Origin of the sequence: Rhodococcus opacus (genome assembly GCF_012396235.1) — a bacterium.
Lineage (GTDB): Bacteria > Actinomycetota > Actinomycetes > Mycobacteriales > Mycobacteriaceae > Rhodococcus_F > Rhodococcus_F opacus.
The window spans coordinates 75832-102471 of sequence record NZ_JAAXPA010000011.1 but is presented as its reverse complement, the minus strand read 5'-3'; the positions used below and the strand labels follow the sequence as shown (position 1 = coordinate 102471).

Sequence of the window (26640 nt, the reverse complement as noted above, 5' to 3'; positions counted from 1 at the left end):
ATACCCGTAGGGGAGAAGGTCACCAGGCTGAGACCTGGACCCGATTCCCTACGGCAAAGCCGCAGCGCCGCGGGTGACCAATGACTCTGTCACCGCAGACCGGCGGTGATGACACTGAGACGAGGCGCCCAATCGTGTTTCTCGCGATCCGGTGTCACGCACTTCGGCCTGGGGAAGGTATGTGACCATGAGCGACGGCAACACCGGCGCCGCGGGCGGCGGAGCGATCTACGCGCTGGGCATCTTCGGAGCCTGGGTGTGGTTCTGGCAGCAGGCGGACGCATTCTGGGAGTATGTTCTCGCGATCATCCAAGGGTTGTTCTGGCCGGCGTGGATGGTCTACGACGTTTTCAAGGTCCTTGCAGGGTAGGCGCTTTCGGTGTCCCGCCTCCTCGCTGCAGGTTCGGGCAGGGGCATCTAACCGACGAGCGCCGTGACGGCCGCGAAATAGATCATGATCGACAGCAGGTCCTGTACGACAGTCGCAAGTGGACCGGAGCCGAATGCCGGGTCCTTGCCGAGTCGCTGCAGGAGCCACGGCAACACCATGGCGACGATAGTGGCGATCGCACTCGCGGCGAGAACCGCTGCGGCCACCGCGACCGCGAGCATCGTGTCACCGGTCATCAGGCTGACGACCGGGAGCATCACGGCTCCGAGGAGCGCACCCACCGACAGACCGGTGAGCGCTTCGCGCCGCACGATACGTCGAATTCCCACTCCGACGGACAAGCCACGGATCGCCAGGGTCTCGGTCTGCGTCCCCACCGCGTCCGCGAGATAGACGATTCCGGGTATGAAATAGGCGACGGCCACGTTCGCTTCGAGAGTGACTTCGAACGCCGCCATGAACACGGCCGAGACCATGGCACCCAGCAATCCGACGAGGAGCCAGGGAACACGGTGCCATAGCCTGCGCCGCACGCTCTCCACACTCGTCTCGCGGGTGGTCTCGACCGAATGGAGGAAGCCACCCAGGCGTGAGAGATCCTCCTCATGCTCCTGGAGCAGCACCGCGAGAAGTTGTTGTGGCGCTATCAGACCACGGAACCGACCGTCGTCATCGACCACCGCCAGCCCCGGCTCCCCGTGCTGAACCGCCTGCCACGCGGCCCGTTCCTGGTGGGTATCGGGTCGGACCGCGGGCGGATTCGGATCCATGACGTCGCGTAGCTCCGCACAGCCGGGGGCACCGAACATACGTTCGATCGGTGCGACACTCACGAGCCGGCCGGCGACCAGTACGGCGACGACCGAAGCGCAGTCGTATCGCTTGGTGGCCATATCGCTCAGTACGGCCGTCACCGAGTCGCCCGGGGCGGCGGTCGGAACCCGCATGCAGGCGTGCCAGAGCGCGGTCCTGGGTTCGGGCTCATCGTCGAAGGCCAGCAATTCGGACACCGGCACACCTTTCCGAACGTGTTGTGAATGCCCTTCGATCCTGGCACGGCATGGGGGCGCGCGTTATCCGACACAGGTCACATTCCATATGAACCAAGCCGCCGTCATTACGTCACAGTGACGAAATAAGGAGGGTGGGCGGGAGGAGGGGACACCCGAAACTGAACATTCATTCGGAAGAGTCGACCACTCGGCGACGACGCCGAATTGGCCTTAGCGGTCCGGCGCCGCACATCCGGCGACGTGAATATTATTCAGCACGCCGACGGACGCATCGCGCCGCGACGGTTCGACGTCGACGCACCGAGCCGAATGGGTGACGAACGAGCGCCGGACGGACCCGGGCACCAGGCAGTCGCAGAACAGGCTCTGGGTATAGAGGCAGGCCGAATCCGGGTCTGACCTGCGGCGACAAAACGCCACTTTTCGCCGATAATCGACATTATGTCAACTAGTGGATCGCTGGGGCCGCCCCCGCAACATGCCGGGCCCATCCGGCCCGCCCATCCTCCGCCGCGCCGCGCCACCGGCGATCTCTGTGTCGAACGACGCGACGACCAGAACCGCTTGGACGGGATAACATCCGGCCGAGCCGGCCGCGACATCCTCGTCGAGAATTCACCGGTTTCGCTCGCGAGGAACCTGACACGAAGTCACGGGCACGTGCTGCCACCGACCTTTACCGGCGGCCGGGACGACATCGCGCTCAACACACCGCGGCTTCGTGCAGGCCGTATCCCGTCGCTTCTCCCCCGCGCCGATTGTCGGAATCGAGCCGATAGCCCTCGGGCAGGCACTGTTCCCTGAGCAGTCGCTTGTCGACCTGCCCCCCGGGTCGACTTGCTAGTTCGGTAGAAGTGCCCATGTGAAGTTGCGTAGCTGCCTTTGGGCTGCTCGTCGTCGCGATCAGGATCTGGGAGGTCTTCGTGGGGCGCCACGTTGCAGTCCGTCGCCATCTCGGGGTCGGCCCGTTCGGGGACGATCTCGAGGGGCTCGAGCAGCGTTTTCCGGCTTACCGTCGATGCTGAGCGACCGCACATACCGATAGCGTGCCACCGAGTCTCTGGGCGGCTATGACACCTCCCCCCAGCGGGCTTCCGACGGAGTTTTGCGATTGGGGACCGGGGAAACGGGGTAGTCACGATATACGCCTCGCGCGCACCGACGCGCCATAGTTCCACATGCTCCCGACGCCCGGCGCAGTGCGTGCCGACGACACACAGCAAGTGGGTTCGATCATGAAAATCATCAGAACCAAAACAAAAGTTGAGGTCGCCGCAGCGGTCGGCGCCGGATACCTACTGGGGCGCACACACCAGTTGAAGATGGCAATGAAGATCGCCGGAGCGGGCGGGCGGTCCCCCCAGGGGCCTGAGGATCTGCTCGCACAGGGATCCGAGTTCCTCGCCGCGTCTCCGGAGATCGCGGAACTCGGCGACTCGGTTCGCGGCGAGCTACTCGACACGGCGGCCGCCACGGCCGAGGCCACCAGCGACCACGTCGATTCGTTCCGCGGCCGCCTCCGGTCGCGCGGCGCGCACGTCGTGTCCGGCGGCGGGCACCTGGTCGCCGGGGCGAAGAGGATCGGCCGTCGCGGGCACACCCACCCGCGGGAGGCCGAGGACTCCACCGTCGACGAGGAACTGGACCACGGAAAAGACGAGGACGGGCAATCCGACGCCCCGACGAGCGTCGAACCCGCCCCACCGGGGCGGCGGGCGACCCGGGGACGCTCGAGCACGGGAACAACTTCGTCTCAGTCGGTCCAAGAGGAACAACAGCCGAAGCCGCGCAGACGGCGCAAACCACGGATCACGACGCCCAGCGACTCGGCGGAAGAGTCCCGGGACGAATCCGCACCGGAAGCACGACCGGACACAGCCGCGCGCAGGAAGGGAACGGTCAAGGCGCACAAGCGTCCGACGGACGTACGAGACGAGGAGAAACCGCACAACGCGACCACGGGCGAGGACGAAGACCAACCACAGCCGTCCAGGGGCTGGGCACATCTGCGGCGGATCACGCCCACCCGCTCGACGATTCGTAAGCAGTCGCCGCCGACCGCAACAACGCCGAAAGGTGATCGGTAGCGGAAACGGGTTTGGCGTAGCTGCGGAAATCAACCTCATAGGGCGGCCCGTCAATGAGGGCAATGCCCTCGTGCATCGAGATTCCCGGGTGACCCGGATCGCATCGGGGTTCAGAACGGAACCGGTCCGCCGGTTGACGGAGGGGTTCAGTTCACCGGTTCCCGGGGGCGCGGGGTCGGGCTGTCGGGCTGGGTCAGTGTGGCCGTCAGACCGGCGAGGAGGATGTCGACGCCGCGTTCGAGTTCGGCGGCCCCGTCGTACGACGCCAGTACGGGCGCGAGGCCCCGCAGGAGGGGGAAGTCGCCGATCGGTAGGCGGTGCAGTCCGAGACGGAGGAGGTCGTCGGATTCGTCGGGTCGTTCGACGAGCTCGTGCAGTTCGTTGAGGACGTGACCGTGGAGGAAGCCGAACAACGCCCGATAGACGTGCAGGGCATCGGCGCCAGTGAAGCCGGCCCGGGTGAGCAACGTGAGAATATCCTCCAGGGGACGCAAGGTGCCCAGCGGCCGAAGCCCGAGCGGTGTCGACAACGGCCGGGTGACCAGGAGCGGCACCATCTGAGGATGGGCGAGCGCCAACCGGCGGAAGCCCCGCGCGACCTCCCGCAGCTGGGTGGCCCAGTCGACGTCGCCGATGTCGACCTCGAGTTGTTCGAGGACACGCTCGGCGAGCGCGTCGAGGAGCGCCGCCTTGCTCGGGTGATCGGATCACCGCCGGGGTCGCGCCCACGGCCGGGTCGGGTCGCGCGAGGAGCGGGCACATCGGCCATCACTACCCCCTTCCCTACGCCATTTCGCTGTAGCGCTAAGCCGTAGTTCTACGCTGTTGATGCGAGGGTGAATGCGGCGTTGGCTAGGTAATACACCGTGGGCCACTGGAGGCCGTCATGATCATCATCTTCGGACTCATCGTCCTTCTCGCCGCCGTGATCGTCGGACTCACCGGCGTGCTGAGCAACAGCGGCGACGGCCACGCCCTCACCGACGGGTTCGCCGTGTTCGGCTATCACGTCACCGGTTCCACCGGCACGCTCTTCCTCTACGGCATCGTCGTCGGCGCGGTCGGGCTCATCGGGCTCGGCCTGTTACTGGCCGGCGCCCGGCGCACCTCCCGGCGCGGCCGAATCGCCCGCCACGACCTGACCGAATCCCGCCGCGAAACAGCCGATGCGTACCAGGATCGGGACCGCCTCGCCGAACAGCGCAACATGGTCGCCGCGGACCCGGACACCGCCCACGCGTCACCGCACGGTGTCGATCGCGGTCACCGGCCCGCCGGGGGACGCGACTGGCGGCACCCGTTCGGCCACCGAACAACTGGGTCCCCCACCACCCATGACGTCGCACGCTGACGACGCCCCGGCACCGGGCCCCACTGACATCGGCCGCCGCAGCCGCGCCGTCCGATCACCCAAGAGAGAAGAAGCACCGCCATGAGCATCGTGAAGAAGCTTCGGCACAAGGCCGAAACCGCCGAGGGCGCAACCAAGAAGACGGTCGGCAAGGCCCTCGGAAATGAACGCATGGAAGCCGAGGGGAGTGCAGAGCAGGCCAAGGGCAACGCCAAGCAAACCGGTGACAAGTTCAAGCAGAAGATCAGGCACCCCTTCAAACACTGACCCGCTCACACACGGTCCGATCCCCCAATCCCCCAGTTTCCATCCCGAAATCAGGTCGCCGCCATGATCATTCTCGGCATCATCCTCGCTATCATCGGCGCGGTGGCCGGCATCCCCGTCCTCTTGTACGTCGGTATCGCGCTCATCGTCATCGGCGTGGTCCTCGAGATCATGGGCATGACCGGCCACGCGGTTGCGGGCCGACGCCACTACTACTGACCCGGTCCGAAGCCGCACCGGACGTGCGCACCCCAGCGTTCCGGGACGGGGCTCGTCCGGAACCTGGAGGACGCCATGGCGATATCCGACATCAAGGAATACGCGCACCTCACCGACGCGGACGTCGAGGCGCTCAGCGACCAACTGACCAGCTACCCCCTGGAAGCCGATGGTGCGGCGGAGTACGCGGCCGTCCCGGATGCCGCGGCCCGGTTGGTGATCCACGGCAGCAGGACCACGGTTCCACCGTTCGCGCCTTCGTCAGCCCAGTCGGTGCTCGGGCGCCGGGACGACCCGGTGACACTCGTCTGCTTCCACGACGTCACCGAATTGCTGTGGAATGGTGTTCCCGCCACGGATTTTGGTTGACGTTCCAACATTTCCCTCGAACAGATCAGTGTTCGGGCAACGATCCGCTCAACCGAGCGCGACCGCCGATCGTCGATATTCGGTCTCGGTCATCCCAACGCCCGTGCTCCCCGGGGGTGCAGTGTTCCGGTGCCCAATCCGGTTCCCGGGGATCGCCTCCCGGGGGTAGTTTGAGTGTATGGCTGCACGAGCAAGAACGGGCGGCCGGACACCCTCGCACCGAGGCGGCACAGTCGGCCACGGCACGATTGCCGGCGGCGACAACCCCACCGCGACCACCGCAACCAAGCCGGCGGCCCGGACATCCACGACGACGAAAAGGTCCACGACGCCCATCACAACCGAGAATGGGCGGCTGCCGCGCAGGCGGCCGGCGGCGACGACATCGACTGCGGCCACCTCCCGGCGTAGTGGCCCACGGCGGGCGGAACCGACGCCACGACGAACGCGAACGGACGCCACCGGCGAATCTTCCTCGGGCGCACCCCGTCGGCGACGCGCCGCACCCTCCGGGCGTGTGCCGGTGCGGGCCACCACCGCGAAGCCTGCGGCCCGCAAGCATCCCCGAGGTGCGGGGTCCCGCACGGCCGCGCACCCGCGGTCCACCGCCCCGAATCGCACACGCCGACCGGACTCGTCAGCGAAGGACACCAACCGCGGCGGGCCCTCCGACACCACCCCGGGCCTGGTGTTGCGGTCGGTCGAGGCCGCCATCGAATGGCTGAAAACCCATATTCGCCAGCTACTGGAGACGGCGCGAGACCGTGGCGCCATGCTGACGGAAAAGATCAAGCAGAAGATCCAGGAGTGGATCGAAACCCTCGTCGACGAGGTCGCGCACGGCGGGGTGGGCATGCAAGCCGGACTCGAAGGCGTTCGCGCCGCCCTGACGGGTAAGAATCCGGTGTGGGCCGCGATCAAAGGTCTGGTCACCGGATTGAGCACCAAGGCCAAGATCGCCCTGATTCTCCTCCTGGGCCTCGGACTCCTCCTCGGGCCGGTGCTGCTCGTGGTCCTGCTGCTGGCCCTGCTTGTCATGGCGATCGTCGCGGCGGTGCGAGCAGCCGCCGCAGACTGACCTGATCGGCGGGTGGGCAGGACCGATTTCGTGAGCGGGCGGCACACGACGCTCCACAGAAAAAATTCATCGCGGCATTGCGCAACCAGTGAACACCAGCGATCTTCCGTTGCTCGACGAACCCTCACGGAATCACCGCACAGTGCTTAATGCCTTGCACAGCAATCTCTTCGAGAGGTCCACCCGCGTGAGGCGTCTCGCTTCATCACGGTCGCTGCGGGAGAGGCCGGAAACATCGAATTTCTGCGCAACCGAGAAACGGGTGTCCGTGAAGTCGGCCCGAACAGTGGTTGTGCTGGTGATTGAGCGTTGCCGGGTTGGGGTAGTCGACAATGCGCACCCCTACCATGCACACGGTCTTGCGGCACATCACCGAAAACGGTCCTGCGACACATCTCCGAGGTTGGCGAGAGGTGCTAGGTGACTACTCGGCAAAAAGGGGTTCAATAATGAACAACAAGACTCAGGTGGCGGCCGCGATCGGTGCGGGCTATCTGCTAGGCCGCACCCGCCGGATGAAGCTGGCACTGATGCTCGCCGGGGCCGGGACGACCGGGCGCTTTCGCGGCGGGCCGCGGGAGCTGCTCACACTCGGCACCAAGATGCTCGCGAATTCCCCGGAAGTCGCCAAACTCGGCGACACGGTCCGGGGAGAATTAGTCAGCGCGGCGAAGGCCGCAGCGGTCACCGCTGCCAGCCAGCGCATCGACTCGCTGAGCAACCGGCTCCAATCGGGCGGCCAGGAGATCACGGGCACCGTCAGCGATCTCCCGGACAACGTCAGTGATGTCACCAAGGTGGGCAGATTCGGCCGCAAGAAGCGCACTCGTTCGCGGGACGACGACGAGCAGCCCAGTACCGACGAACAGCCGGAGGACGACTCCCCCGGCGTGGAAGACGCGGCCGACGACTTCGAGGAGCAGGACGAAGACGAGGCAGCGGCCGACGAACAGCCGGCCCCACGTAAGCGGCCCACGCCGCGCCGCCGCGCGTCGAGCACCAGCAGCACCCGGCCCGCGAGCAGGTCGCGGACCACGAAGTCAGACGAAGACGACGATAACGAAGAGGCTCCGGCCCGCAAACGCAGGACACGGGCCAAGGCAACGACGGACTCCGCGCCCGTCCGACGGGCACGGAGGTGACGGCGATGACGAACGCCGCGAAGAAACTACAAGGGGCCGTACCGGGCGACGGGCACGGCGCGTCGAGCGTGCTGCAGGACTCGATACAGACGCTGCTCGGCACGGTCGCCGAGAAGGCACTGTCGTCGGTCTCGGACAAGGTGTCGAACACCTCCGGTCGGCTCACCGACTACGCCGAGAGCGGCGGTGAAGGAGGGCTGCTCGCCGCACTCACCGGTTCCGAGAAAACGGATGACGATGAGTCGCCGGACAAGTCCGACACCGGCGGCGGCTGGTGGGAGGGCGCCAAGCAGATGGTCAAGGACAAAGCCTCCGACGTCAAGGAGGCCGTCACCGGCGGGGGCGGTGGTGGTAGCGGAAAAGGCAAGAAGCTGAAATTGACCAATATCGTCGAAACGATCGACGTCGGAGTCCCGGTCCAGCTGGCCTACAACCAATGGACCCAATTCGCCGACTTCCCGTCGTTCATGAAAAAGGTCGAACGGGTCGAACAGGAATCGGACGAAAAGCTCGAATGGAAAGCGCAGATCTTCCTGTCGCACCGAACCTGGGAAGCGACGATCCTCGAGCAGGTTCCCGACGAGCGGATCGTGTGGCGCTCGAAGGGCGCCAAAGGTTTCATCGACGGGGCGGTGACGTTCCACGAGGTGACCCCCGATCTCACCCGCATCGTCCTCATCCTCGAGTATCACCCGAAGGGATTGTTCGAGAAGACGGGAAACCTCTGGCGTGCACAGGGACGACGAGCACGGCTCGAATTGAAACACTTTGCACGCCACGCCATGACACAGACAATCCTCCATCCCGACGACCTCGAGGGCTGGCGCGGAGAAATCCGGGACGGCCAGGTAGTCGAGCCCGAACAGGACGAAACGGAACCGGAAGACGAGCAGGACGAAACGCAACCGGACGAGGGCGAAGAGGACGAGACCGAGGAGCCCGAGGCTGAGGAAGACGAGACTGAGGAGGAGCCCGAGGCTGAGGAAGACGAGTACGAGGAGCCGGAGGCTGAAGAGGACGAGGGCGAGGACGAGGAACCCGAGGCTGAAGAGGACGAGGGCGAGGGCGAGGAAGCGGTCGACGAGGAGGCCGAGGCACCCGCGCCGAAACGCCGCGGACGTCCGCGCAAGACCGCGGCCGCGAGTGAACCGCCGGCACCGGCACGCCGTGGCCGTCCGCGCAAGACCGCGGCCGCGAGTGAACCGCCGGCACCGGCACGCCGTGGCCGCCCGCGCAAGACCGCGGCCACAAAGTCGGCCGGCGCGAAGCGCGGAGCCCGCCGGTGACCACCGGCGGGCCCAGCTCGAGCAGCCTCGCCGACGTCATCGACACCATCCTCGACAAGGGCCTGGTCATCGACGCGTACGTGCGCGTCTCGCTGGTCGGTATCGAACTGCTGACCATCGACGCCCGCATCGTCGTCGCCAGCGTCGACACGTATCTGCGGTTCGCGGAGGCGGTGAACCGGCTCGAGATCGGCAGCGAACCCAAGGGCCTGACCGATCTGGTGGGGTCCGTGACGGAAGGTGGTGCCAAGCCGAAGACCAAGGGCGCGCTCGAGGCCGCCGGCGAAAAACTCGGTGACCTCCTCGGCGGCGGACAAGAGGAGCCCGAGCGCGTTTCGCGGAAATCCAGCAGAGGGGACAGATGATGTCCACGTCCAACCAGGCCACCGATGCGCCCGAACAGCCGCGCACCACCGGCATCTACGTCTAGGGCATCGTGCCCGACACCGACGCGGTGAAGGACGAACTGCTCACCGCGCACGCCGACGAGTTCGCCGCCGCGATGGAGCAACTCGCGGGTAAGGCCCAATACGTGGTGAAGGGCCGCTGCGTCGAACACGCCATCCTGTGGGAAGTGATCGGCGAGAACGAGCGGGCCAGCGCACTGCGCGACACGATCCGCGACCAGCCGGAGGCCACCATCCGCGACGCCCGGATGGCCCTCGGCGAGATCGTGGCCAACGCCATCGTCGCGAAGCGAGAGGAAGATACGGCCACGGTGGTCGAGGCACTCGACTCGCTGGCCGACGCGGTCAACGTCCGCGAACCCACCCACGAGGAGGATGCCGCGCAGGTGGCGGTCCTGGTCGAGGTCGCCCGGCAGGACGAGCTCGAGCAAGTGGTGGGCGCGTTGGCGCAGCGGTGGGACGGCCGGGTCGAGATGCGGCTGCTCGGCCCGCTCGCCGCCTACGACTTCGTGGTGTCCCCGACACCGGAGGGCTGAGGCGATGGGACTGTTGTCGTTCATCGTCACGCTGCCGCTCGCGCCGGTGCGCGGGGTGATCTCGCTGGCCGAGTTGATTCAGCGACAGGTCGAGGAGGAACTCCACAATCCCGCCAGCGCCCGCCGCGCGCTCGAGGAGTTGGACGACGCCCGCGAGCGGGGTGAGATTTCCGCCGAGGAGGAAGAGCAGGCGCAGCAGGCGATCCTGGACCGAATGACCGGAACGGCTCAGCCCACCACTCCGGAGAGGGAGTGAAAAGGTCATGGCGCGGGAGCTGCCACCGCCCCTGCCGGCGCAGGACATCGCCGCGCTCGCGCTGCGGGTCATCACCCAGCTGACGGGCAAGAAACCGTTGGGTGCGACGTCGGTGTTGCCGACCGACGACGGGTGGACCGTGGAAGTGGAAGTTGTCGAGGATCGGCGCATCCCGTCCACGACGGACATGCTCGCCCTGTATGAGGTGGTGCTGGATCTGGACGGAGAGTTGTTGTCCTACCGCAGAACTCGCCGCTACAGCCGCGGCGCCGGCTACAGCGTGGGCGGGCAGTCATGACCCTCTCCGGCGGCAACTCCGGACGCCTCCCGCAGAGTCCCGCTGGGGGGCTGGGCGGCGACGGACACCAGTCGACGAATCTCGGGGAAATCCTCGAGCGGGTACTCGACAAGGGTCTGGTGATCGCTGGGGACATCCAGGTCAACCTCCTCGACATCGAACTGCTGACGATCAAGGTGCGGCTGGTCATCGCCTCGCTCGAGACGGCGAGGGAGGCGGGAACAACTGGTGGGAGAACGATCCATGGCTGACCGGCAAGAGCAGCGACCTCGAGCTCGAGAATCGAAAACTCAAGGAGCGCATTGCCGCACTCGAGTCCGACCGGTCGGTGCGTCCCCAGGTGGAGGCGGGTACGCCGATCGAGGTGGAGGGCAGGCGGCGAGGCGATAACGATGACCGCGAGTGACGGGGTGTGGCTGTATGGCATCACCTCCGAGAGCATCGACGATGCACAACTGGCCGGGGTGACCGGAGTGGCTGGCGAACCGGTCCGAACCGTGAGCTCGGCGGGCCTGGCGGCGGTGGTGGGATCGGTGAGCCTGAGCGAGTTCGGGGAAGGCCCGCTGCGCCTGGCCACCCTGTACCTCGACGACGACCGGATTCGGGCCCTGCTCGACGAACGGCAGCAGGTGACCGATCCGGCGATCACCGGTAAACGCCAGTGGATGATCTTCAACGGCACCTACCTCGTGGCCGACGTGGCGCGAGCCGGCCGAGCTGGACGCCCTGACCGGTGAGGGCCGCCGTGTCCTGCAGCAGATTCTCGGACCGCTGGATCCGCTGCTGTCCAACGAATAACCGAGATGACCGTAGGTGGAGATATCGCCCGCGGACCCACAATGCCGTGGCCGACTGTGTGACCTGGCAGAAGATTTCTGACGTGATCTGCCCGGATCGACTGCGCTCAGGCGCGCAGGTCCACGATCTCGAATGCGCATGCCGGAATGCGTCCCGGCAAGCTGCACCCTCTCGTCAGGTGTGAACAAGCACGCCGCCGACCACACCGCTACCGTTGATGGTGTTGCCGCGCCCATCGCGCGGTGGCCCGGTACCCCGCCGGAACCGAACCCCCCGGCGGGGTCAAGGAAGCCCCGCAACACACCAGCACACCCCGGCGTACCACTCCCCCAGCCGCCCGCGAGCACGCCGCCGTGACCGATCATGACTGGCAGGAAGCAATAGCTGCCCACGAGAATGCCCGGGAAGCACGGCTCAACGACCAGACCTTGCCCCGGCGATCCGAGACACTCCGAAAACCCGAGAGTCTGCAAACCGATCCGCACGCGAACTCGTGACTGAACCAGCCCGTCACTACGAGCCGATAACCCTTGAGCAGCAACGCTACTCGCAGTTTCCGGCCTCGTTGACGGTGCCAGCGACGGAGTCTTCCCTACACCGCCACTGGCACCGAACGGTCACCATAACAGATAGTCGAACTTATGTTCGATCAGTGTGAAGGACTGTCGCTACCTCCGTCGCACCGCGCGAACCCGGGCCGGAGCGCATATGCTTCCGGTCCCCCGCCGTCACACCACACACGGAGCGGAGCGCACCTTGACCATCACGATCTACAGCAGACCAGCCTGCATGCAATGCACCGCCACCTACCGTGCCTTGGACAACGAGGGGCTCGATTACACAATCGTCGACATCACGCGAGACTCCGACGCCCACGACTACGTGAGGGGTCTCGGCTACCGGCAGGCCCCCGTCGTCGTAGCCGGTGACGACCACTGGGCAGGTTTCCGACCCGACCGCATCAAAGCGCTCGCCGCAGCCTGACAGGTGCGGGCCTCGGCGCCCTGGAACGACGCAGCGCCCATGGGGGAGGTCCTCAGCGGCCCGAGGAGTGCTCGGTCCCCGGCGCTCGATGTCGTGGACGCACGTGCTCGAAGATCAGGATGGTCTCGGTCGAGGCGACCGCGGGATGCGCGCTGAGGTGGTCGAGGACGAAGCGCCTCAGCTCCTCGCTGCTCGCGGTGGCGACGTGGATGAGGTAGTCGTCGGCACCGGCGATGAAGTACACGTTCAGCACCTCGTCGAGGGTGGCGAGTTGCTCGGCGAGCTGCCCGAGATGCTGTCGCGCGTTGGCTTGCACTCGAACTGCGATCATTGCCTGCAGGTCCCTGCCGAGGGTGGCGGGATCGATGTCGGCATGGAAGCCGCGGATCACTCCGCGGTCGATCAGGGACCGCACGCGGCCCAGGCAGGTCGAGGGGGCGATGCCCGCGAGGGCGGCGAGGGCGTTGTTCGGGGTACGTGCGTCCCGCGAGAGTTGATCGAGGAGTATCCGGTCGATGTCATCGATCGGCGCCCCCGCCCGAACATCGTTCGATACAGAGCCTTCCGAATACGGCTTGCTCGGAACATTCTTCTTCATCGGCTCAGTCTAAAGAATTTTGTTTCCCAACCTTGGATTCTCTGCGCCGCTTGTTCACTATTGATGCCTATTGGTCGAATTTCTGGTCGCAAGCGAACACACCCCCGTCTCCCCGACACCGAGATCGTCGCCCCTGGGCGTGATCGGAAAGGCTCACCATGAGCAACCACCAGTCACCGCCCGCGCGTCACCGCGTCGTCGTCATCGGATCTGGCTTCGGCGGGTTGTTCGCGACCAAAGCCCTCCGCCGCGCGGACGTGGACATCACGGTGATCGACCGCACCACCCACCACCTGTTCCAACCGCTCCTGTATCAGGTTGCCACCGGCATCCTCTCCGAAGGCGAGATCGCCCCGTCGACGCGGATGATCCTCAAGGACCAGGCCAACGCCGCCGTCCGACTCGGAGACGTCACCACCATCGACCTGACCGAACGTACGGTGACGTCCGAACATCTCGGACAGACCACGGTGACCGGGTACGACAGCCTCATCGTCTCCGCCGGCGCTCAGCAGTCCTATTTCGGCAACGACCACTTCGCCGAACACGCACCCGGCATGAAAACGATCGACGACGCCCTCGAACTCCGCGGCCGGATCCTCGGCGCGTTCGAGCAGGCAGAGGTCACCACCGACCCGCAGGAGCGGGCACGCCTGCTCACCTTCGTCGTGGTCGGCGCCGGTCCCACCGGCGTCGAGATGGCCGGCCAGATCGCCGAGCTCGCATACCGCACGCTCGTCGGGGCGTACTCCAACTTCGATCCGCGGGATGCACGGATCGTCCTGCTCGACGCAGCCTCGGCGGTACTGCCGCCGTTCGGAGACAACCTCGGTTCCGAGGCGGCGGAAACCCTCGAAAAGCTGGGTGTGGAGGTACGGCTGGGTGCGTCGGTGACCGACGTCGACGCCGGCGGACTGACCGTTCGCGATGCCGACGGCACCGAGCACCGCATCGAGTCCGTCTGCAAGGTCTGGTCCGCGGGAGTGGCAGCGAGTCCCCTCGGTCGCCGGCTCGCCGAACAGTCCGGTGCCGACATCGACCGTGCCGGTCGGGTCGCCGTCGACGAAGACCTCACCCTGCCGGGCAATCCGAACGTGTTCGTTGTCGGCGACATGATGTCGCGCGATCGTCTCCCCGGCGTCGCCCAGGTCGCGATCCAAGGGGGCCGCTACGCCGCGAAGCAGATCGCCGCGGAGGTCACCGCGGCAGCGAAGGGGCGCCCGGTACCGGAACGGACCCCTTTTCGGTACCGCGACAAAGGCTCGATGGCAACGATTTGCCGATTCAACGCGGTCGCCGAGATCGGCGGCCTCGAGGTGACCGGTTTCCTCGCGTGGATCATGTGGCTGGCCGTGCACGTCGTCTATGTCGTCGGCTTCCGCAGCCGCCTCGCCACCTTGCTCTCGTGGGCCTGGACCTTCCTCGGCACCTGGCGCGGTCAACTGACCAACACCCACCAGCAGATCACCGCCCGCAACGCGATCGCGCAGCTGCACTACCTCGAACGCCGCCTCGAGGACACGGAAGCCGACGTCGCGCGCGCGAGCTGACGCAACACCGACTTGGGCCTGGTCGTCCCGAGTCCCCAGGCAACGACGCTCAACCACCTCGAGTGTTCCCCTCACCCACCGGCGGATCCAGGCATTGTCAGCCCACCCCTCCTGCCGGCGCGGCCGTGTAGTCCGACAGATGTGTGCATCGTGGCGCGATCACGCCGACCGCGATTGCGGCCGGAGGGGTCGCTTTGGAAACCTCGAAGAATGGGCGTTGACGGATCAGCATCCATGATGTTGGCGAACGCCTGCGAGCTGTATCGAGACGCAGGCTTCATCGGGCAGCCGGCCGCCGCTGTCACCAGCCTGGCCTTCGTAGTTGCGGGCCTCGCGGTCGTCGCACGTCGTCCGCACGGCGCACCGACCGTGACCTACGGTCTGCTCGTCGTCGCAGTCGGCGCCGGGTCGCTCGTTGCGCACGGACCCAACCCGCCGTGGCAGGCTTACGCACACGACATCCCGATCGCGACACTGCTCACCTACATCGCCGTCGACGCCGCCTCCGACCGGATCGGCCGTCGACTGTCGCCGGTGTGGTGGTTCGTCGTCCCGGTCGTGATGATTCCCGCCGTTGCGGCCGGCCCGACGGTATCCACGATCGTGCAGGCAATGCTCGCCGCGATCGCCGTGGGATTCGGTCTGGAACGCGCCCGCATCCGTCCGCAACTGCGGCGCGCGACCATCGTCGCGGTGCTGCTTCTCGCGTCCGGCGCTCTACTCGGCACCATCGGCGACCGGACGTCGATCTGCCGACCGAACAGTGTCCTGCAGGGGCACGCGCTGTGGCATGTTCTCGCCGCCGCAGGATTGTGGCGGCTCGCGCCCACGATCGGGCGGGCCCGAGGTGAGACGCCGCCCAGTCGGATCAGATGACACCCGTTCGTGCGGCAGTCCCGTTCTTGCGCTGGTTGGCATTGAAGCGCGCCTTCTTCTGACGATTCCCGCACGTGTTCATGTCACACCACTTGCGGGTGCGACTTTGACTGGTATCGAAGAAGGCGGCCTGGCAGGTTGGCGATGCGCACAAGGCCATTTTCCCGTCTCGTTCGCCTGCGATGATGCTGATCGCGTCGGCGGCGATCACGCTCAGGGCGTCTTCTACGCAGGTAGTCGAGCTCAGTCGCCATTGACGATTGCCCTCGGGCGTCAGGATCGCCGCGGCCCGACCCCGAATGCTGCAGTCATTGATGGTGTGGATGGCAGACGCAGGGAGGGCGTCCTGGGTCGCGGTCGCTGTGGCGGCGGCGTGAATCGATTCCCTCAGTTCCCGAGCGAGTTCGAGCTGGGCGGTGGTGCAGGACTCCACGGCCAGGCCGTTCACTGCCAGCCAGTCGACGAGTCGCTGCGGCGTCGGAATGCGCTCCACGGCGTCGCCACGACGCTCCGTCAGAGTCGCCGTGAAGCTGGTTGCCAGCACGTTTCCGAGACGAAAGTCAGGGAATCGAGCGCGCATGGAACCACCTTAGCAGGTTGCACGTCGGCTCTCGGGCATGCTAGAACCGTCTTAGCCGGTTCACGATTGGTCGTTGCCGGTTCCGCGATGGCCAGGAGGTCTCATGCCCCGTCCAACCAGCGGCGTGCAAGCATTTGAAGCCCACGCAACTGACGCTGACCTCGATGATCTGCGCGCGCGATTAGCCGCGGCGCGGCTACCGGAGGCCGAGACGGTCCATCGCGCCGCGCCCGACCCTCGCCGATGGGAACAGGGTGTTCCTCTCGCCGACCTCGTCGATGTCGTGAACTACTGGCGCACCGGGTACGACTGGCGGTCGTTCGAAGAGCGCCTCAACCGTATCGGCCAGTTCCGCACGACAATTGATGATCTGGGAATCCACTTCCTGCACCGCCGATCCGCGCGCGCAGATGCCACTCCTCTGATCGTGACGCACGGCTGGCCAGGCAGCATTGCCGAGTTCATCGATGTAGTAGACGAGCTGGCAGACCCGAAAGATGCAGACGCGCCGGCGTTCCACGTCGTGGCGCCGTCGTTACCAGGCTTTGGTTACAGCGACAAGCCGGCCACCACCGGATGGGGAACCGAAAAGATCGCGGCCGCATGGGTGGAACTGATGGGAAGGCTCGGCTACAGCAGGTTCGCAGCCCAAGGCGGCGACTGGGGAGGCAATATCACCACCGTCCTCGGCGGCAGGTTCCCGGCGCACGTTCTCGGCATCCACACAACGTTCGCGGAGGCACCGCCCGGGTTGACAACGGACGGGCTGACGGCGGTCGAGCGCACATGGACCGAGGAAACCCGCGAATTCTGGCGCCACCGCGCGGCGTACGCGAAGCAGCAGGCGACCCGCCCGCAGACCATCGGCTACTCGCTCGTCGACTCACCGGTCGGGCTTCTTGCCTGGATCCTCGACAAATTCGCCGAGTGGACAGATACCGAAGACAGCCCGTTCGAGGCGATTTCGAGAGACCGCGTTCTTGACAACGTCACCCTGTATTGGCTGACGCGGACCGGCGCATCGTCGGCCCGCATCTACTACGAAAGCCACAACTCGCTCGACCCCGAACTTCGGGTCGACGTCCCCTCGGCAATCACCATGTATCCCCGCGACATCGAGAAGTGTCCGCGCCCCTGGGCGCAGGAGCGGTACCGGCACATCGTCCGATGGAGGTCGCCCGAATCCGGGGGACATTTCCCGTCGCTGGAGGTTCCCGAGTATTTCGTCAAGGATCTACAAGAAGGCCTCGCGGCAGTGCTGGCCGCTGATCGGTGAACGCGGCTGGCTGCGGGGACTCGGAATTAGTCCGGGGATTCGAGCTGTGCGCCGAATGCCCTGCGCGGCGTGGAGTCTCGGTGAGAACCTCTGCGGTAGCTTCATGGACTTCTTCCCCGTCGTGGTGTGCCCGGGTTGATCGCTTGGGGCACTTGCCCCCTGTGCTCAGGTGCCGCCCGTGGCGCGGCGGATTCAGCTCGGCCGGCGAACCCCGATTTCGCCGTAGAACTACCCGGATCACGAGCACCTGCGGACTGGTTTGCGGAGGCCCTGCCAGTGGTCATCTCCCCCGCCGCTGGCAGGGCCCTCACCACCGGACTGCGGCATCTCACGGCGTTGCGTGGGCGTCACCCTTGCGATTTCGGCGAGCCGAACATTATGATTCGACAGTGAAAACAACGGGCTTCAAGGTGGGTGTGCGACGACGGTCGGCGACGGCTGCCGCAGCACTGACAGCGCTGGCCGCGGCGCTGATGCTGTCCGGGTGCGGGACGAGCGACGGGCCGGCGGACGACAAACCGGTGGTGTTGACGACGTTCACCGTTCTCGCCGATATCGCCGCGAACGTCGGCGGTGAACACGTGACCGTCGAGTCGATCACCAAGGCGGGCGCCGAAATCCATGGATACGAGCCCACCCCGGGCGATATCAAGAAGGCAGCCCAGGCCGACCTGATTCTCGACAACGGGATGAACCTGGAGGCGTGGTTCGCCCAGTTCGTCGACGGTGTGGACGTCGAGCACGTGGTCGTCAGCGACGGCGTCGAGCCGATCGCCATCGGCGAGGACGCCTACGCGGGCAAACCGAATCCGCACGCCTGGATGTCACCGTTGAACGTGCAGATCTACGTCGACAACATGGTCGCCGCGTTCAGCGAACTCGATTCCGCGCATGCGGCCGACTATCGCATCAACGGCGACGCCTACAAGGCGCAGTTGCAGAAGGTGCAGGACGAGTTGGTCGCCGAGCTGGGAGCATTGCCGGTTAACGAACGGGCGCTGGTCACGTGCGAGGGAGCCTTCTCGTACCTGGCCCGGGACGCGGGGCTGACCGAGAAGTACATCTGGCCGGTCAACGCCGAACAGCAGGCCACGCCCCAGCAGATCGCGTCGACGATCGAGTTCGTCAAGGACAATCGGGTTCCGGCGGTGTTCTGCGAATCCACGGTGTCGGATGCGCCGATGCAACGCGTCGTCGAAGCCACGGGCGCCGCGTTCGGTGGCACCCTCTACGTCGACTCGCTGTCCGAGGCGGACGGGCCCGTGCCGACGTACCTGGATCTGATCCGGCACGACGCCGACACCCTCACCGCCGCACTGAACGGGCAGCAATCATGACCACCCAGCCGGCCGTCGAGGTACAGGACGTCACCGTCCACTACGGCGATGTCCTTGCGCTCGACCAGGTCTCACTTGCCCTGCACCCCGGACGCGTCTGCGGCCTCGTCGGCATGAACGGTTCCGGAAAGTCCACCCTGTTCAAGACGATCATGGGCACCGTCAAACCCGACTCCGGCACGGTCCGCATCAACGGCACCGCGCCCGCCGCGGCACGCAAGACCGGTGTGCTGGGCTACGTCCCGCAGAGCGAGGACGTGGACTGGACGTTCCCGCTCTCGGTGCGTGACGTGGTGATGACCGGCCGCTACGGGCACATGGGGCTGACCCGGCGGCCCGGCAGAGCTGACCGCGAGGCCGTCGACCACGCCCTCGAACGCGTCGAACTCACCGAACTGGCGGACCGGCAGATCGGGCAACTCTCCGGCGGCCAGAAGAAACGCACCTTCGTCGCCCGCGGAATCGCACAGGGCGCCACCATCCTTCTCCTCGACGAACCGTTCGCCGGGGTCGACAAACGCTCCGAAGCCACCATCACCGCACTGCTGCGTGAACTCGCCGCCGCGGGCGCGGCGATCCTGGTCTCCACCCACGACCTGCACGCACTGCCCACCCTGGCCGACGAGGCGATCCTGCTGATGCGCACCGTCCTCATGCACGGCGACCCGACGGTCGTGCTGCAACCGGAGAACCTGGCGGCCGCCTTCGGCCTCGACGTGATGACAAGGACCTGAGAATCAATGGACGTCATCGACTTCTTCGTCGACCCGCTGCGCTACGACTTCATGGTCCGCGCACTGATCACCACCCTGATCGCCGCCGTGGTCTGCGCGGTGCTGTCGTGCTGGCTGGTTCTGATCGGCTGGTCACTGATGGGTGATGCGGTCTCACACGCCGTCCTGCCCGGCGTCGTCCTGGCCTACATCGTCGGCGCCCCGTTCGCGATCGGCGCGGTGATCTTCGGATTCCTGGCCGTGGCACTGATCGGGGTGGTCCGCGACACCAGCCGCGTCAAGGAGGACGCCGCGATCGGCATCGTCTTCTCCACCCTGTTCGCGCTCGGGCTGGTGCTGGTCTCGGTCACCCCGAGCCAAACCGATCTCAACCACATCATCTTCGGCAACCTGCTGGGTGTGAGCCGCTCCGACCTCGTCCAGATCGCCGTACTCGGGGCCTTCGTCTTCATCGCACTGATCGTCAAGCGCCGCGACTTCACCCTGTACGCCTTCGACCCCACCCATGCCCACGCGATCGGCCTGAACCCGCGCCTGCTGGGGGCGGCGCTCCTGGGGCTGCTGGCCCTGACGGCGGTGGTGGCCCTGCAGGCCGTCGGCGTCATCCTGGTCGTCGCGATGCTGATCATTCCCGGGGCCACCGCGTACCTGCTGACCGACAGCTTCCACCGGATGCTGGTCATCGCCCCGGCGATCTCGGCGGCCTGCGCCGTCATCGGCCTGTACCTGAGCTATCACCTCGATACCGCCAGCGGCGGCATGGTGGTGCTGTCCCAGGGCGCGGCATTCGCGCTGGTCTATCTGTTCGCACCCCAGCACGGAATCATCGGTCGCCGGATCACCGCGTCCCGGCGACGCCGGACACCACGTGACGAACACAGGAACACCGAGATTCACGCGGAACGCGATTGGGCGCCGGAACCGAAGTCGTAGTCGATGGCGGCAGCAGCAGGTCTGGATCGGCGGCGGAAGCCTCGGACCGCACACCGCGCAATTCGTCCCCCCGCACCATGACCGGGTTCCCGAACTGATCGACGACTTGATCGTCTTCGCCAACCGCGTCGATGTGCCCGTGATCGCGCAGATAGCGGTCGCGCACGCGCAGTTCGAAACCATCCCCCGGCCTGGACGGCAACGGGCGTGTCGGACGCGCCCTGATCCAGGCGATGCTGCGCGGCGGACAGCTCACCCGCAGCGTTGCCGTTCCGGTGTCCGCGGGCCTCCTACACGACACCGCAGAGTATTGCGACGCGCTCGGCGAGTACCGGTCCGGGAACGTCGAGCCGGTCGTCCGGTCGATCGCAGAGCCATCGTTCGGTGCGGTCGCCAACGGCCGCACCCTCGTTGAAGACCTGGAAGCGGTTCGAGCCGACTGGCGCACCCGTGTGACGGCGCGGCGCGGCGCGACGGCACACCGGTTGGTGGACTTGCTCCTTCGACAACCGGTCGTCGACAACAAGCTCGTCACATCCACTCTCGGGGTGACCGGCGCCAACGCGCAGATCGCGATCGACCGCCTGGTCGACGCCGGGATACTCGCCCAGTTGCTGTCGAATGATCCGCCGGCGGAAACGTGACGTGTCGCCCGCCGCCGTTTATCCGCCCACACGGCGGGTATCAATACCGTGACGTCCGGAGTGAGACCGCCGAGAACGAAGGTTCCGCTGATGACACTCGTGCCCCGGGCCGCGGTCACGCTGATCGCCGCAGGCCCCCTCGCCCTGTTCCTGGCCGCTCCCGTCGCCGCGGACCCGCCCGATGTGACCCTCACCGCCGCCGTGGCCGGGAGCACCGTCACGACGACGATCACGAACGACACCGGTGCCGACGTAGTGTGCGGCTTCGGCGGACTGCATGCGGCGGACGACATCGTGAACCCCGAATCCGTGGCGGTGTTCCACGCATCGAATGTGGTGATCGGGCCGGGACCGCGGGACTTCGTGTTCGACGCGGTGCCCGACGGCGACTACCTGATCCACTGGATCTGCAGTGAGAACGCGGGCCCCGGTGACGAGGTGTGGGGTTCGGCGCCGCTCCCGGAGACCGCGTACGCGAAGCCGGCGACGGCGGACCCACTCCCCGTCACTGTGCGCACGGAGACGTGTTTCGGGTCGGTGTGCCTGCCACCGGGGCTGGGTCTCTGACCGGCAGCCCGTATCACCGGAGCGAATCGCGCTGTACCCGAAGGAATTCCCGCTCGACCACGTTCTCGGTGCGGTCGCGCGCCGCATCGTAGGCGCGCGCCGCCTCACCGGAACGGCCGAGGCGGCGGAGCAGATCGGCCCGCACAGCGTGGTACAGGTGGTAGTTGCCGAGGTCGAGTTGGTCGACGAGCGCCAGCCCCTCCTCCGGTCCCCTGACCTCGGCCACGGCGACCGCCCGGTTCAACGCCACCACCGGACTCGGCGCCAGCGGCATCAACTGGTCGTACAACTGCAGGATCTGCCACCAGTCGGTGTCGGCGGCCGTCGCCGCGTCGCTGTGGACGGCGTTGATCGCGGCCTGAATCTGATACTGCCCGGGCGTGTTCCGTCGCAGGCACCCCCGCACCAGCGACTGCCCCTCGGCGACGAGGTCACGATCCCACCGACTGCGGTCCTGATCGGGCAGGAGCACGAGCCGGCCGTCGCCGTCGGTGCGGGCGTCTCGCCTCGACTCGATCAGCACCATCAACGCGAGCAGCCCGGTCACCTCCGGTTCGTCGGGCATCAGCGCGGCCAGGACCCGGCCGAGGCGGATGGCCTCGGCGCACAGGTCCGCTCGCGTCAGCCGGTCCCCCGAACTGGCCGTGTATCCCTCGTTGAAGATCAGATAGACGACGGCCAGGACGGCGCGGAGGCGGTCCGGCAGATCGGCCTCGTTCGGCACCCGGTACGGGATCCGGGCGTCCCGGATCTTCCCCTTGGCCCTGACCAGGCGCTGCGCGATGGTCGGCTCGGCGACCAGGAATGCGCGCGCGATCTCCGCGGTGCCGAGCCCGCCCAGGAGGCGGAGGGTCAGCGCGACCTGGGCGGCGGGGGCCAGCGCCGGGTGGCAGCACGTGAAGATCAGGCGTAGCCGGTCGTCGTGCACGACGACCTCCTCCACCGGTTCGTCGCGGGCGAGCAGCAGGGCGGCCTGCGCGTGGCGGTCGTGCCGGGAGGCCTCGCGCCGGAGCCGATCGATCGTGCGGCGCCGGGCGGTGGTGATGATCCATCCGGCCGGGCTCGGCGGCAGCCCGGACGACGGCCAGCGCCGCACCGCCTCGGTGAACGCATCCTGGACGGCGTCCTCGGCGATGTCGATGTCGCCGAACACCCCGACCAGGACGGACACCGCGCGACCGTGTTCTTCACGGAACACGTGTTCGATGTCGGCGGACCCGATCACGTCAGTCGCCGGCTCCGTCGTGGTGAGCGAACGGCCGGACCTCGATCGGGAGGGTCGTCGCCCGGGTGAGCTTGCGACCCCATTCGAGGGCGGCGACCAGGTCGGGCGCCTCGACGATGGTGAATCCGCCGAGATGCTCCTTGCCCTCGGTGTACGGGCCGTCGGTGACGAGCACGTCACCGCCCCTGGCCCGCAGCACGGTCGCGGTGGTGGGGGCGCACAGTCCCCCGCTGAACACCCACGCGCCCGCGGACACCATCTCCTGGTTGAGGGCGTCGAGATCGTCGCCGATCGTCGCGAGGACGTCGGGTTCGGGGGCGGGGCCGTCGGGTTGGTACACGCTCAACAGGTACTGGGTCATCTCGGGTTCCTCCTCGGATCGGCCGGCCGGCGCCTTCGGATGTGGCCGGCCCTCACCTCCTATACGAACGTCACCCTTCCGATTCGACACTCTGCACGGAGGAATTTCGCCGAATGACCTCAGTTGTGCTCGGACACCAGGACGGCGCGGGTGCCCGGCTCCAGCGCTTCGAACACATGTGCGACGTCGCCGGGGTAGGCGATGTAGTCACCGGGTCCGAGTTCGACCGGATCGCCCGCCACGCCGACCAGTGCGCGCCCGGCGCTGAGGATGACGTGTTCGACCACACCGGGCATGTGCGGTTCGGATTCCCGGGCCGGGCCGGGTTCGACGGCGAGGCGGTACAGATCCCGGCGCGCCGACGGCGGGCAGGACGCGACGAGAGTCGCACGGTAGTCGGACCGGTCGGACGTCAGTTCCGGCCCCTCGTCGGCCCGGATGACCTGGACGCGGGGCCGCGGCGGGTCCAGGAGTTGCGACATCTGCACGTCCAGGGCGACGCAGAGGGCCCACAGGGTTTCGACGCTCGGGTTGCCGCCCCCCGATTCGAGTTGGGACAGAGTGGATTTCGCGACCCCGGCGCGGCGGGCGACCTCGGTCAGGGACATACCCGACCGTTCCCGTTCACGACGCAGCGAGGGCCCGATATAGCCCAGCGGGGACTGCCCTGCCATGGTTCCCCTTCCCGACTTCCGACTTCGTGTTCATTATTTTGGGCGCTGCGTTCGTCTTGACGAACACCGCACCGTGTGTTCAGTATAGAAGTCATGCGTTCGATGAAGCGAACACTCGATGTGCGGGTCCTCCGGAACATCGCGCTGGTGTGCCTGGCCGATGGACTGGTCGGCATGTCGTACGGCGCCATCGCGGTGGGTTCGGGCCTGGACGCCTGGTTGCCCGTCGCGTTGTCGGTGCTGGTCCTCGCCGGTTCTGCGGAGTTCCTGTTCATCGGCATCGTCGCGGCAGGCGGCAGCCCGATCGCGGCGACGATCGCCGGGCTGCTGGTGAACGCGCGGCACCTGCCGTTCGGTCTGGCGGTCGGGGACGTGCTGGGGCGCGGGCAGCGACGCGTCCTCGGCGCTCACCTGATGAACGACGAGTCGGTGGTGTTCGCCCTCGGTGAGACGGACCCCGGCCGCAGGCGCGCCGCGTACTGGGCGTGCGGTGTGGGGATCGCGGTGTGCTGGCCGCTCGGGGCCGTGCTCGGCGCGGTGGCGGGCACGGCGATCGGCGACCCCGCCGTGCTGGGACTGGACGCCATGTTCCCGGCGGTGCTGCTGGCGCTGGTGCTGCCGGCGGTGCGCGATCGGGACGTGCGGGTGCCGGTACTGGCCGGCGGTGTGATCGCCCTGGCCACTACTCCCTTCCTGCCCGCCGGGCTTCCGGTGCTGGCGGCGCTGGTCGGGTTGCTCGCGGGTGTGCGGCGGAAGGTGCTGCGGTGACCGGGCACCTCGTGCTGATCGGGTCGGTCGGGGTTCTCGCCGCAGGCACCTTCGCGTTCCGATTCACGGGCCCGGCGCTGCGGCCACGGATCGCCACCCGGCCCTGGGTGGAGCGGACCATGGCGACGGCCGCCGTGGTTCTGCTCACCGCACTGGTCGGCACGACGGCGCTCACCGAAGGTCACGACCTCGCCGGGGTGGCGCGTCCCACCGGCGTCGTCGTCGCGGGCCTACTCGCCTGGCGGAAGGCACCTTTCGTCGTCGTCGTCCTGTCCGCGGCCGCCACGACTGCCGGATTGCGGCTCCTCGGGGTGCCGTGAGGATGCATGATCGAGGGGTGTTATTTCATCTCTGCGCCACGTGCGGCGTCGAACAGGACCCGAACACCCCGCTCCCCGACGAGTGCGCGATCTGCGCGGACGAACGCCAGTACATTCCGCTGGGCGGTCAGGAGTGGACCACCGTGGAGAAGCTGGCCGGTGCGGGGTACCGCGCGGTCGAGCACGAGGTCGAGCCGGGGCTGCACGGCCTATACGTGGACCCGAAGACCGCGATCGGCCAGCAGTCCCTCGTGATCCGCACCCCCGCCGGGTCGCTGCTGTGGGATCCGATCGGGTTCGTCGACGACGCCGCCGTCGCCGCCGTCGCCGCGCACGGCCCGGTCCTCGCCGTCGCGGGCAGCCACCCGCACATGTTCGGCGTCCAGACGCAGTGGTCCAAGGCGCTCGGCGAGGTGCCGATCCTGGTGGCCGACGCGGACCGCGGATGGCTGGCACGGTCCGACGGCCCGATCGTGTTCTGGTCCGGCACCCACGAAGTGACGCCGGGTCTGACCCTGCACCAGATCGGTGGGCACTTCCCGGGCAGCGCCGTCGCGCACTGGCGGGACGGCGCCGACGGCCGCGGGGTCCTCCTCACCGGGGACGGCGTGTTCCCCAACCCGGACCGCCGCACGGTGTCGTTCCTCCGGTCGTACCCCAACCGGCTGCCGCTGTCCGCGGCGGTGGTGCGGCGCATCGCGGACCAGTTGTCGCATCTCGAATTCGACCGCATCATCGGCAACTTCGACAACGTGATCGACAACGCCGGCCGGGAGGCGCTCGAATACTCGGCCACCCGTCACTGCGCGTGGGTGACCGGGGAGTTCGATCACCTAACCTGACCGCTGATCATGACGTCCGAGGTAATGGTCACGACGATCCGCCCGACCTACGCTGGCCGAATGACCACCCTCGACGACCGGCGAGCGTCGCCTGTCGGTACCCATCTGCGGGCGTGGCGGGAACGCCGCCGGCTCAGTCAGCTGGAACTGGCGAACCGGGCGGACATCTCGGCGCGGCACGTCAGCTTCCTGGAGACGGGGCGGTCGAATCCCACCCGGGCGATGCTGCTGCGCCTCAGCGAGCATCTCGACATTCCCCTGCGCGAACGCAACGCGTTGCTCCTCGCGGGCGGTTTCGCGCCCGCCTTCCCGGAGCATCGACTGTCGGATGTGCCGATGGCGTCGATCGCCGATGCCATCGGGAAGATCCTCACCGCGCATTCCCCGTACCCGGCGGTGGTCGTCGACCGGCACTGGAACATGGTGGACGCCAACGACGCGGTCGCGGTGCTGACCGAGGGGTGCGCCGCGGAATTGCTCGAGCCGCCCGCGAACGTCCTGCGGTTGAGCCTGCACCCGGACGGCATGGCACCGCGCATCGTGGACCTGGCGCAGTGGCGGGGGCATCTCCTGCACCGGCTGCGGCATCAGATCGCGGTCACCGGCGACGACGGACTGCGTGACCTGCTGCGGGAATTGGAGGGCTACCCCGGTGGCACCGTCGGCAGCGCCGAACTGCCGGGGTCGCTCGTCGTGCCGCTGCGTATCCGGCACCACGACACGGTGCTGGCGTTCCTCAGCACGACCACGATGTTCGGCACTCCCCTCGACGTGACGGTCGCGGAGCTGGCCATCGAATCGTTCTTCCCCGCCGACGCGGTGACAGCGGCTACCCTCCGCAGTAGCGTGAGCAGCGACTGAGGAGGTAGGTCT

The 26640-nt window shown here is 67.2% G+C and carries 32 protein-coding genes and 3 pseudogenes; 28 read left to right on the top strand and 7 right to left on the bottom strand.

What is annotated here, in order from left to right:
* The first annotated feature begins 187 nt into the window (after positions 1–187).
* Complete coding sequence (locus HGB39_RS16930; protein ID WP_005257869.1) at positions 188–370, top strand: hypothetical protein; 183 nt, start codon at positions 188–190, stop codon at positions 368–370.
* Between the two features lie 47 nt (positions 371–417).
* On the opposite strand, the gene HGB39_RS16925 is transcribed toward HGB39_RS16930, so the two are convergent.
* Positions 418–1401, bottom strand: a complete 984-nt coding sequence (locus HGB39_RS16925; protein WP_081276469.1) for a magnesium transporter — start codon at positions 1399–1401, stop codon at positions 418–420.
* 1238 nt (positions 1402–2639) lie between these two features.
* On the opposite strand from HGB39_RS16925, the gene HGB39_RS16920 reads away from it, so the two are divergent.
* Entirely contained in the window at positions 2640–3491 is an 852-nt protein-coding gene (locus tag HGB39_RS16920; protein WP_247607432.1) for a hypothetical protein, read from the top strand.
* A 146-nt stretch (positions 3492–3637) separates the two neighbouring features.
* Here HGB39_RS16920 and HGB39_RS16915 read toward each other — a convergent pair.
* Positions 3638–4189 (bottom strand): annotated as a pseudogene (locus tag HGB39_RS16915) (TetR/AcrR family transcriptional regulator C-terminal domain-containing protein); the annotation flags it as partial.
* A gap of 188 nt (positions 4190–4377) precedes the next feature.
* On the opposite strand from HGB39_RS16915, the gene HGB39_RS16910 reads away from it, so the two are divergent.
* From HGB39_RS16910 to nrdH, 14 genes and pseudogenes are all read left to right on the top strand, one after another.
* Positions 4378–4842: a hypothetical protein gene (locus tag HGB39_RS16910; RefSeq protein WP_005257864.1), complete on the top strand. Its 465-nt coding sequence runs from the start codon at positions 4378–4380 to the stop codon at positions 4840–4842.
* Positions 4843–4923: 81 nt separating this feature from the next.
* A complete protein-coding gene (locus tag HGB39_RS16905) occupies positions 4924–5109 on the top strand; it encodes a CsbD family protein (RefSeq protein ID WP_005257863.1) in 186 nt (61 codons plus the stop codon).
* A gap of 63 nt (positions 5110–5172) precedes the next feature.
* Positions 5173–5328 carry a DUF6131 family protein gene (locus HGB39_RS16900; protein ID WP_005257862.1) on the top strand — a complete coding sequence of 52 codons (156 nt, stop codon included), beginning with the start codon at positions 5173–5175 and terminating at the stop codon, positions 5326–5328.
* A gap of 75 nt (positions 5329–5403) precedes the next feature.
* Complete coding sequence (locus HGB39_RS40510) at positions 5404–5697, top strand: hypothetical protein (protein WP_005568179.1); 294 nt, start codon at positions 5404–5406, stop codon at positions 5695–5697.
* Positions 5698–6214: 517 nt separating this feature from the next.
* The gene (locus HGB39_RS16890; protein WP_246859964.1) at positions 6215–6775 is read left to right on the top strand and encodes a hypothetical protein; all 561 of its coding nucleotides are present in this window, start codon (positions 6215–6217) and stop codon (positions 6773–6775) included.
* Between the two features lie 449 nt (positions 6776–7224).
* Entirely contained in the window at positions 7225–7917 is a 693-nt protein-coding gene (locus HGB39_RS16885; RefSeq protein ID WP_005568184.1) for a hypothetical protein, read from the top strand.
* A 5-nt stretch (positions 7918–7922) separates the two neighbouring features.
* Positions 7923–9203, top strand: coding sequence for an SRPBCC family protein (locus HGB39_RS16880; protein ID WP_168442933.1), 1281 nt, complete (start codon positions 7923–7925; stop codon positions 9201–9203).
* Positions 9200–9568 (top strand): gas vesicle protein GvpJ, encoded by a 369-nt coding sequence (gene gvpJ / locus HGB39_RS16875; protein ID WP_054248390.1) that lies wholly within the window; start codon positions 9200–9202, stop codon positions 9566–9568. Before HGB39_RS16880 ends, gvpJ begins: the two co-directional genes overlap by 4 nt.
* 68 nt (positions 9569–9636) lie before the next feature.
* Positions 9637–10146 (top strand): annotated as a pseudogene (locus HGB39_RS16870) (GvpL/GvpF family gas vesicle protein); the annotation flags it as partial.
* A 4-nt stretch (positions 10147–10150) separates the two neighbouring features.
* Positions 10151–10402 carry a gas vesicle protein GvpG gene (locus tag HGB39_RS16865; protein WP_005571625.1) on the top strand — a complete coding sequence of 84 codons (252 nt, stop codon included), beginning with the start codon at positions 10151–10153 and terminating at the stop codon, positions 10400–10402.
* Between the two features lie 7 nt (positions 10403–10409).
* On the top strand, positions 10410–10700 hold the full coding sequence (gene gvpO, locus HGB39_RS16860; RefSeq protein ID WP_005571627.1) for a gas vesicle protein GvpO: 291 nt from the start codon (positions 10410–10412) through the stop codon (positions 10698–10700).
* Positions 10697–11106, top strand: a pseudogene (locus tag HGB39_RS16855) (gas vesicle protein). Before gvpO ends, HGB39_RS16855 begins: the two are co-directional and overlap by 4 nt.
* Positions 11093–11437 (top strand): GvpL/GvpF family gas vesicle protein, encoded by a 345-nt coding sequence (locus HGB39_RS16850; RefSeq protein ID WP_005571631.1) that lies wholly within the window; start codon positions 11093–11095, stop codon positions 11435–11437. The pseudogene HGB39_RS16855 and the gene HGB39_RS16850 overlap by 14 nt, the downstream one beginning before the upstream one ends.
* 817 nt (positions 11438–12254) lie before the next feature.
* Positions 12255–12482, top strand: coding sequence for a glutaredoxin-like protein NrdH (gene nrdH, locus HGB39_RS16845; protein ID WP_005255123.1), 228 nt, complete (start codon positions 12255–12257; stop codon positions 12480–12482).
* A gap of 52 nt (positions 12483–12534) precedes the next feature.
* Here nrdH and HGB39_RS16840 read toward each other — a convergent pair whose 3' ends face one another.
* Positions 12535–13080: an Lrp/AsnC family transcriptional regulator gene (locus HGB39_RS16840; protein WP_005562356.1), complete on the bottom strand. Its 546-nt coding sequence runs from the start codon at positions 13078–13080 to the stop codon at positions 12535–12537.
* Between the two features lie 158 nt (positions 13081–13238).
* Here HGB39_RS16840 and HGB39_RS16835 point away from each other — a divergent pair, with 158 nt between their 5' ends.
* Positions 13239–14630, top strand: a complete 1392-nt coding sequence (locus tag HGB39_RS16835) for an NAD(P)/FAD-dependent oxidoreductase (protein WP_005562355.1) — start codon at positions 13239–13241, stop codon at positions 14628–14630.
* Positions 14631–14864: 234 nt separating this feature from the next.
* Positions 14865–15506: a hypothetical protein gene (locus tag HGB39_RS16830; protein WP_043787674.1), complete on the top strand. Its 642-nt coding sequence runs from the start codon at positions 14865–14867 to the stop codon at positions 15504–15506.
* On the opposite strand, the gene HGB39_RS16825 is transcribed toward HGB39_RS16830, so the two are convergent.
* Positions 15499–16086, bottom strand: coding sequence for a CGNR zinc finger domain-containing protein (locus tag HGB39_RS16825; RefSeq protein WP_043787672.1), 588 nt, complete (start codon positions 16084–16086; stop codon positions 15499–15501). The two genes, HGB39_RS16830 and HGB39_RS16825, sit on opposite strands and share 8 nt — an antisense overlap.
* A 103-nt stretch (positions 16087–16189) precedes the next feature.
* Between HGB39_RS16825 and HGB39_RS16820 the strand changes: the two genes are divergently transcribed.
* The 6 genes from HGB39_RS16820 (at position 16190) to HGB39_RS16795 (ending at position 21577) form a co-directional block, all read left to right on the top strand.
* A complete protein-coding gene (locus HGB39_RS16820; protein WP_005562349.1) occupies positions 16190–17362 on the top strand; it encodes an epoxide hydrolase family protein in 1173 nt (390 codons plus the stop codon).
* Between the two features lie 410 nt (positions 17363–17772).
* A complete protein-coding gene (locus HGB39_RS16815; protein ID WP_005562346.1) occupies positions 17773–18699 on the top strand; it encodes a metal ABC transporter substrate-binding protein in 927 nt (308 codons plus the stop codon).
* A complete protein-coding gene (locus HGB39_RS16810; protein ID WP_005562344.1) occupies positions 18696–19433 on the top strand; it encodes a metal ABC transporter ATP-binding protein in 738 nt (245 codons plus the stop codon). Before HGB39_RS16815 ends, HGB39_RS16810 begins: the two co-directional genes overlap by 4 nt.
* Before the next feature lie 6 nt (positions 19434–19439).
* Positions 19440–20366 (top strand): metal ABC transporter permease, encoded by a 927-nt coding sequence (locus HGB39_RS16805; protein ID WP_005562342.1) that lies wholly within the window; start codon positions 19440–19442, stop codon positions 20364–20366.
* Positions 20367–20599: 233 nt separating this feature from the next.
* The gene (locus HGB39_RS38740; RefSeq protein ID WP_005562340.1) at positions 20600–21010 is read left to right on the top strand and encodes a Fic family protein; all 411 of its coding nucleotides are present in this window, start codon (positions 20600–20602) and stop codon (positions 21008–21010) included.
* A gap of 90 nt (positions 21011–21100) precedes the next feature.
* The gene (locus HGB39_RS16795) at positions 21101–21577 is read left to right on the top strand and encodes a hypothetical protein (protein WP_005562338.1); all 477 of its coding nucleotides are present in this window, start codon (positions 21101–21103) and stop codon (positions 21575–21577) included.
* Between the two features lie 13 nt (positions 21578–21590).
* Here HGB39_RS16795 and HGB39_RS16790 read toward each other — a convergent pair whose 3' ends face one another.
* From HGB39_RS16790 to HGB39_RS16780, 3 genes are all read right to left on the bottom strand, one after another.
* On the bottom strand, positions 21591–22802 hold the full coding sequence (locus tag HGB39_RS16790) for an RNA polymerase sigma factor (protein WP_005562336.1): 1212 nt from the start codon (positions 22800–22802) through the stop codon (positions 21591–21593).
* A 1-nt stretch (position 22803) separates the two neighbouring features.
* Entirely contained in the window at positions 22804–23163 is a 360-nt protein-coding gene (locus tag HGB39_RS16785) for a YciI family protein (RefSeq protein WP_064080636.1), read from the bottom strand.
* 119 nt (positions 23164–23282) lie between these two features.
* On the bottom strand, positions 23283–23837 hold the full coding sequence (locus tag HGB39_RS16780) for a helix-turn-helix domain-containing protein (protein ID WP_043793370.1): 555 nt from the start codon (positions 23835–23837) through the stop codon (positions 23283–23285).
* A 93-nt stretch (positions 23838–23930) separates the two neighbouring features.
* Here HGB39_RS16780 and HGB39_RS16775 point away from each other — a divergent pair, with 93 nt between their 5' ends.
* Genes HGB39_RS16775 through HGB39_RS16760 form a run of 4 tightly spaced genes read left to right on the top strand, consistent with a single transcriptional unit; the run spans position 23931 to position 26628 of the window.
* The gene (locus HGB39_RS16775) at positions 23931–24605 is read left to right on the top strand and encodes an AzlC family ABC transporter permease (RefSeq protein WP_064080637.1); all 675 of its coding nucleotides are present in this window, start codon (positions 23931–23933) and stop codon (positions 24603–24605) included.
* A complete protein-coding gene (locus HGB39_RS16770) occupies positions 24602–24925 on the top strand; it encodes a branched-chain amino acid transport AzlD family protein (protein ID WP_005572796.1) in 324 nt (107 codons plus the stop codon). Before HGB39_RS16775 ends, HGB39_RS16770 begins: the two co-directional genes overlap by 4 nt.
* Positions 24926–24942: 17 nt before the next feature.
* The gene (locus HGB39_RS16765; protein ID WP_005572795.1) at positions 24943–25767 is read left to right on the top strand and encodes an MBL fold metallo-hydrolase; all 825 of its coding nucleotides are present in this window, start codon (positions 24943–24945) and stop codon (positions 25765–25767) included.
* Between the two features lie 60 nt (positions 25768–25827).
* Entirely contained in the window at positions 25828–26628 is an 801-nt protein-coding gene (locus HGB39_RS16760) for a helix-turn-helix domain-containing protein (RefSeq protein ID WP_043793372.1), read from the top strand.
* The last annotated feature ends 12 nt before the right edge of the window (positions 26629–26640 follow it).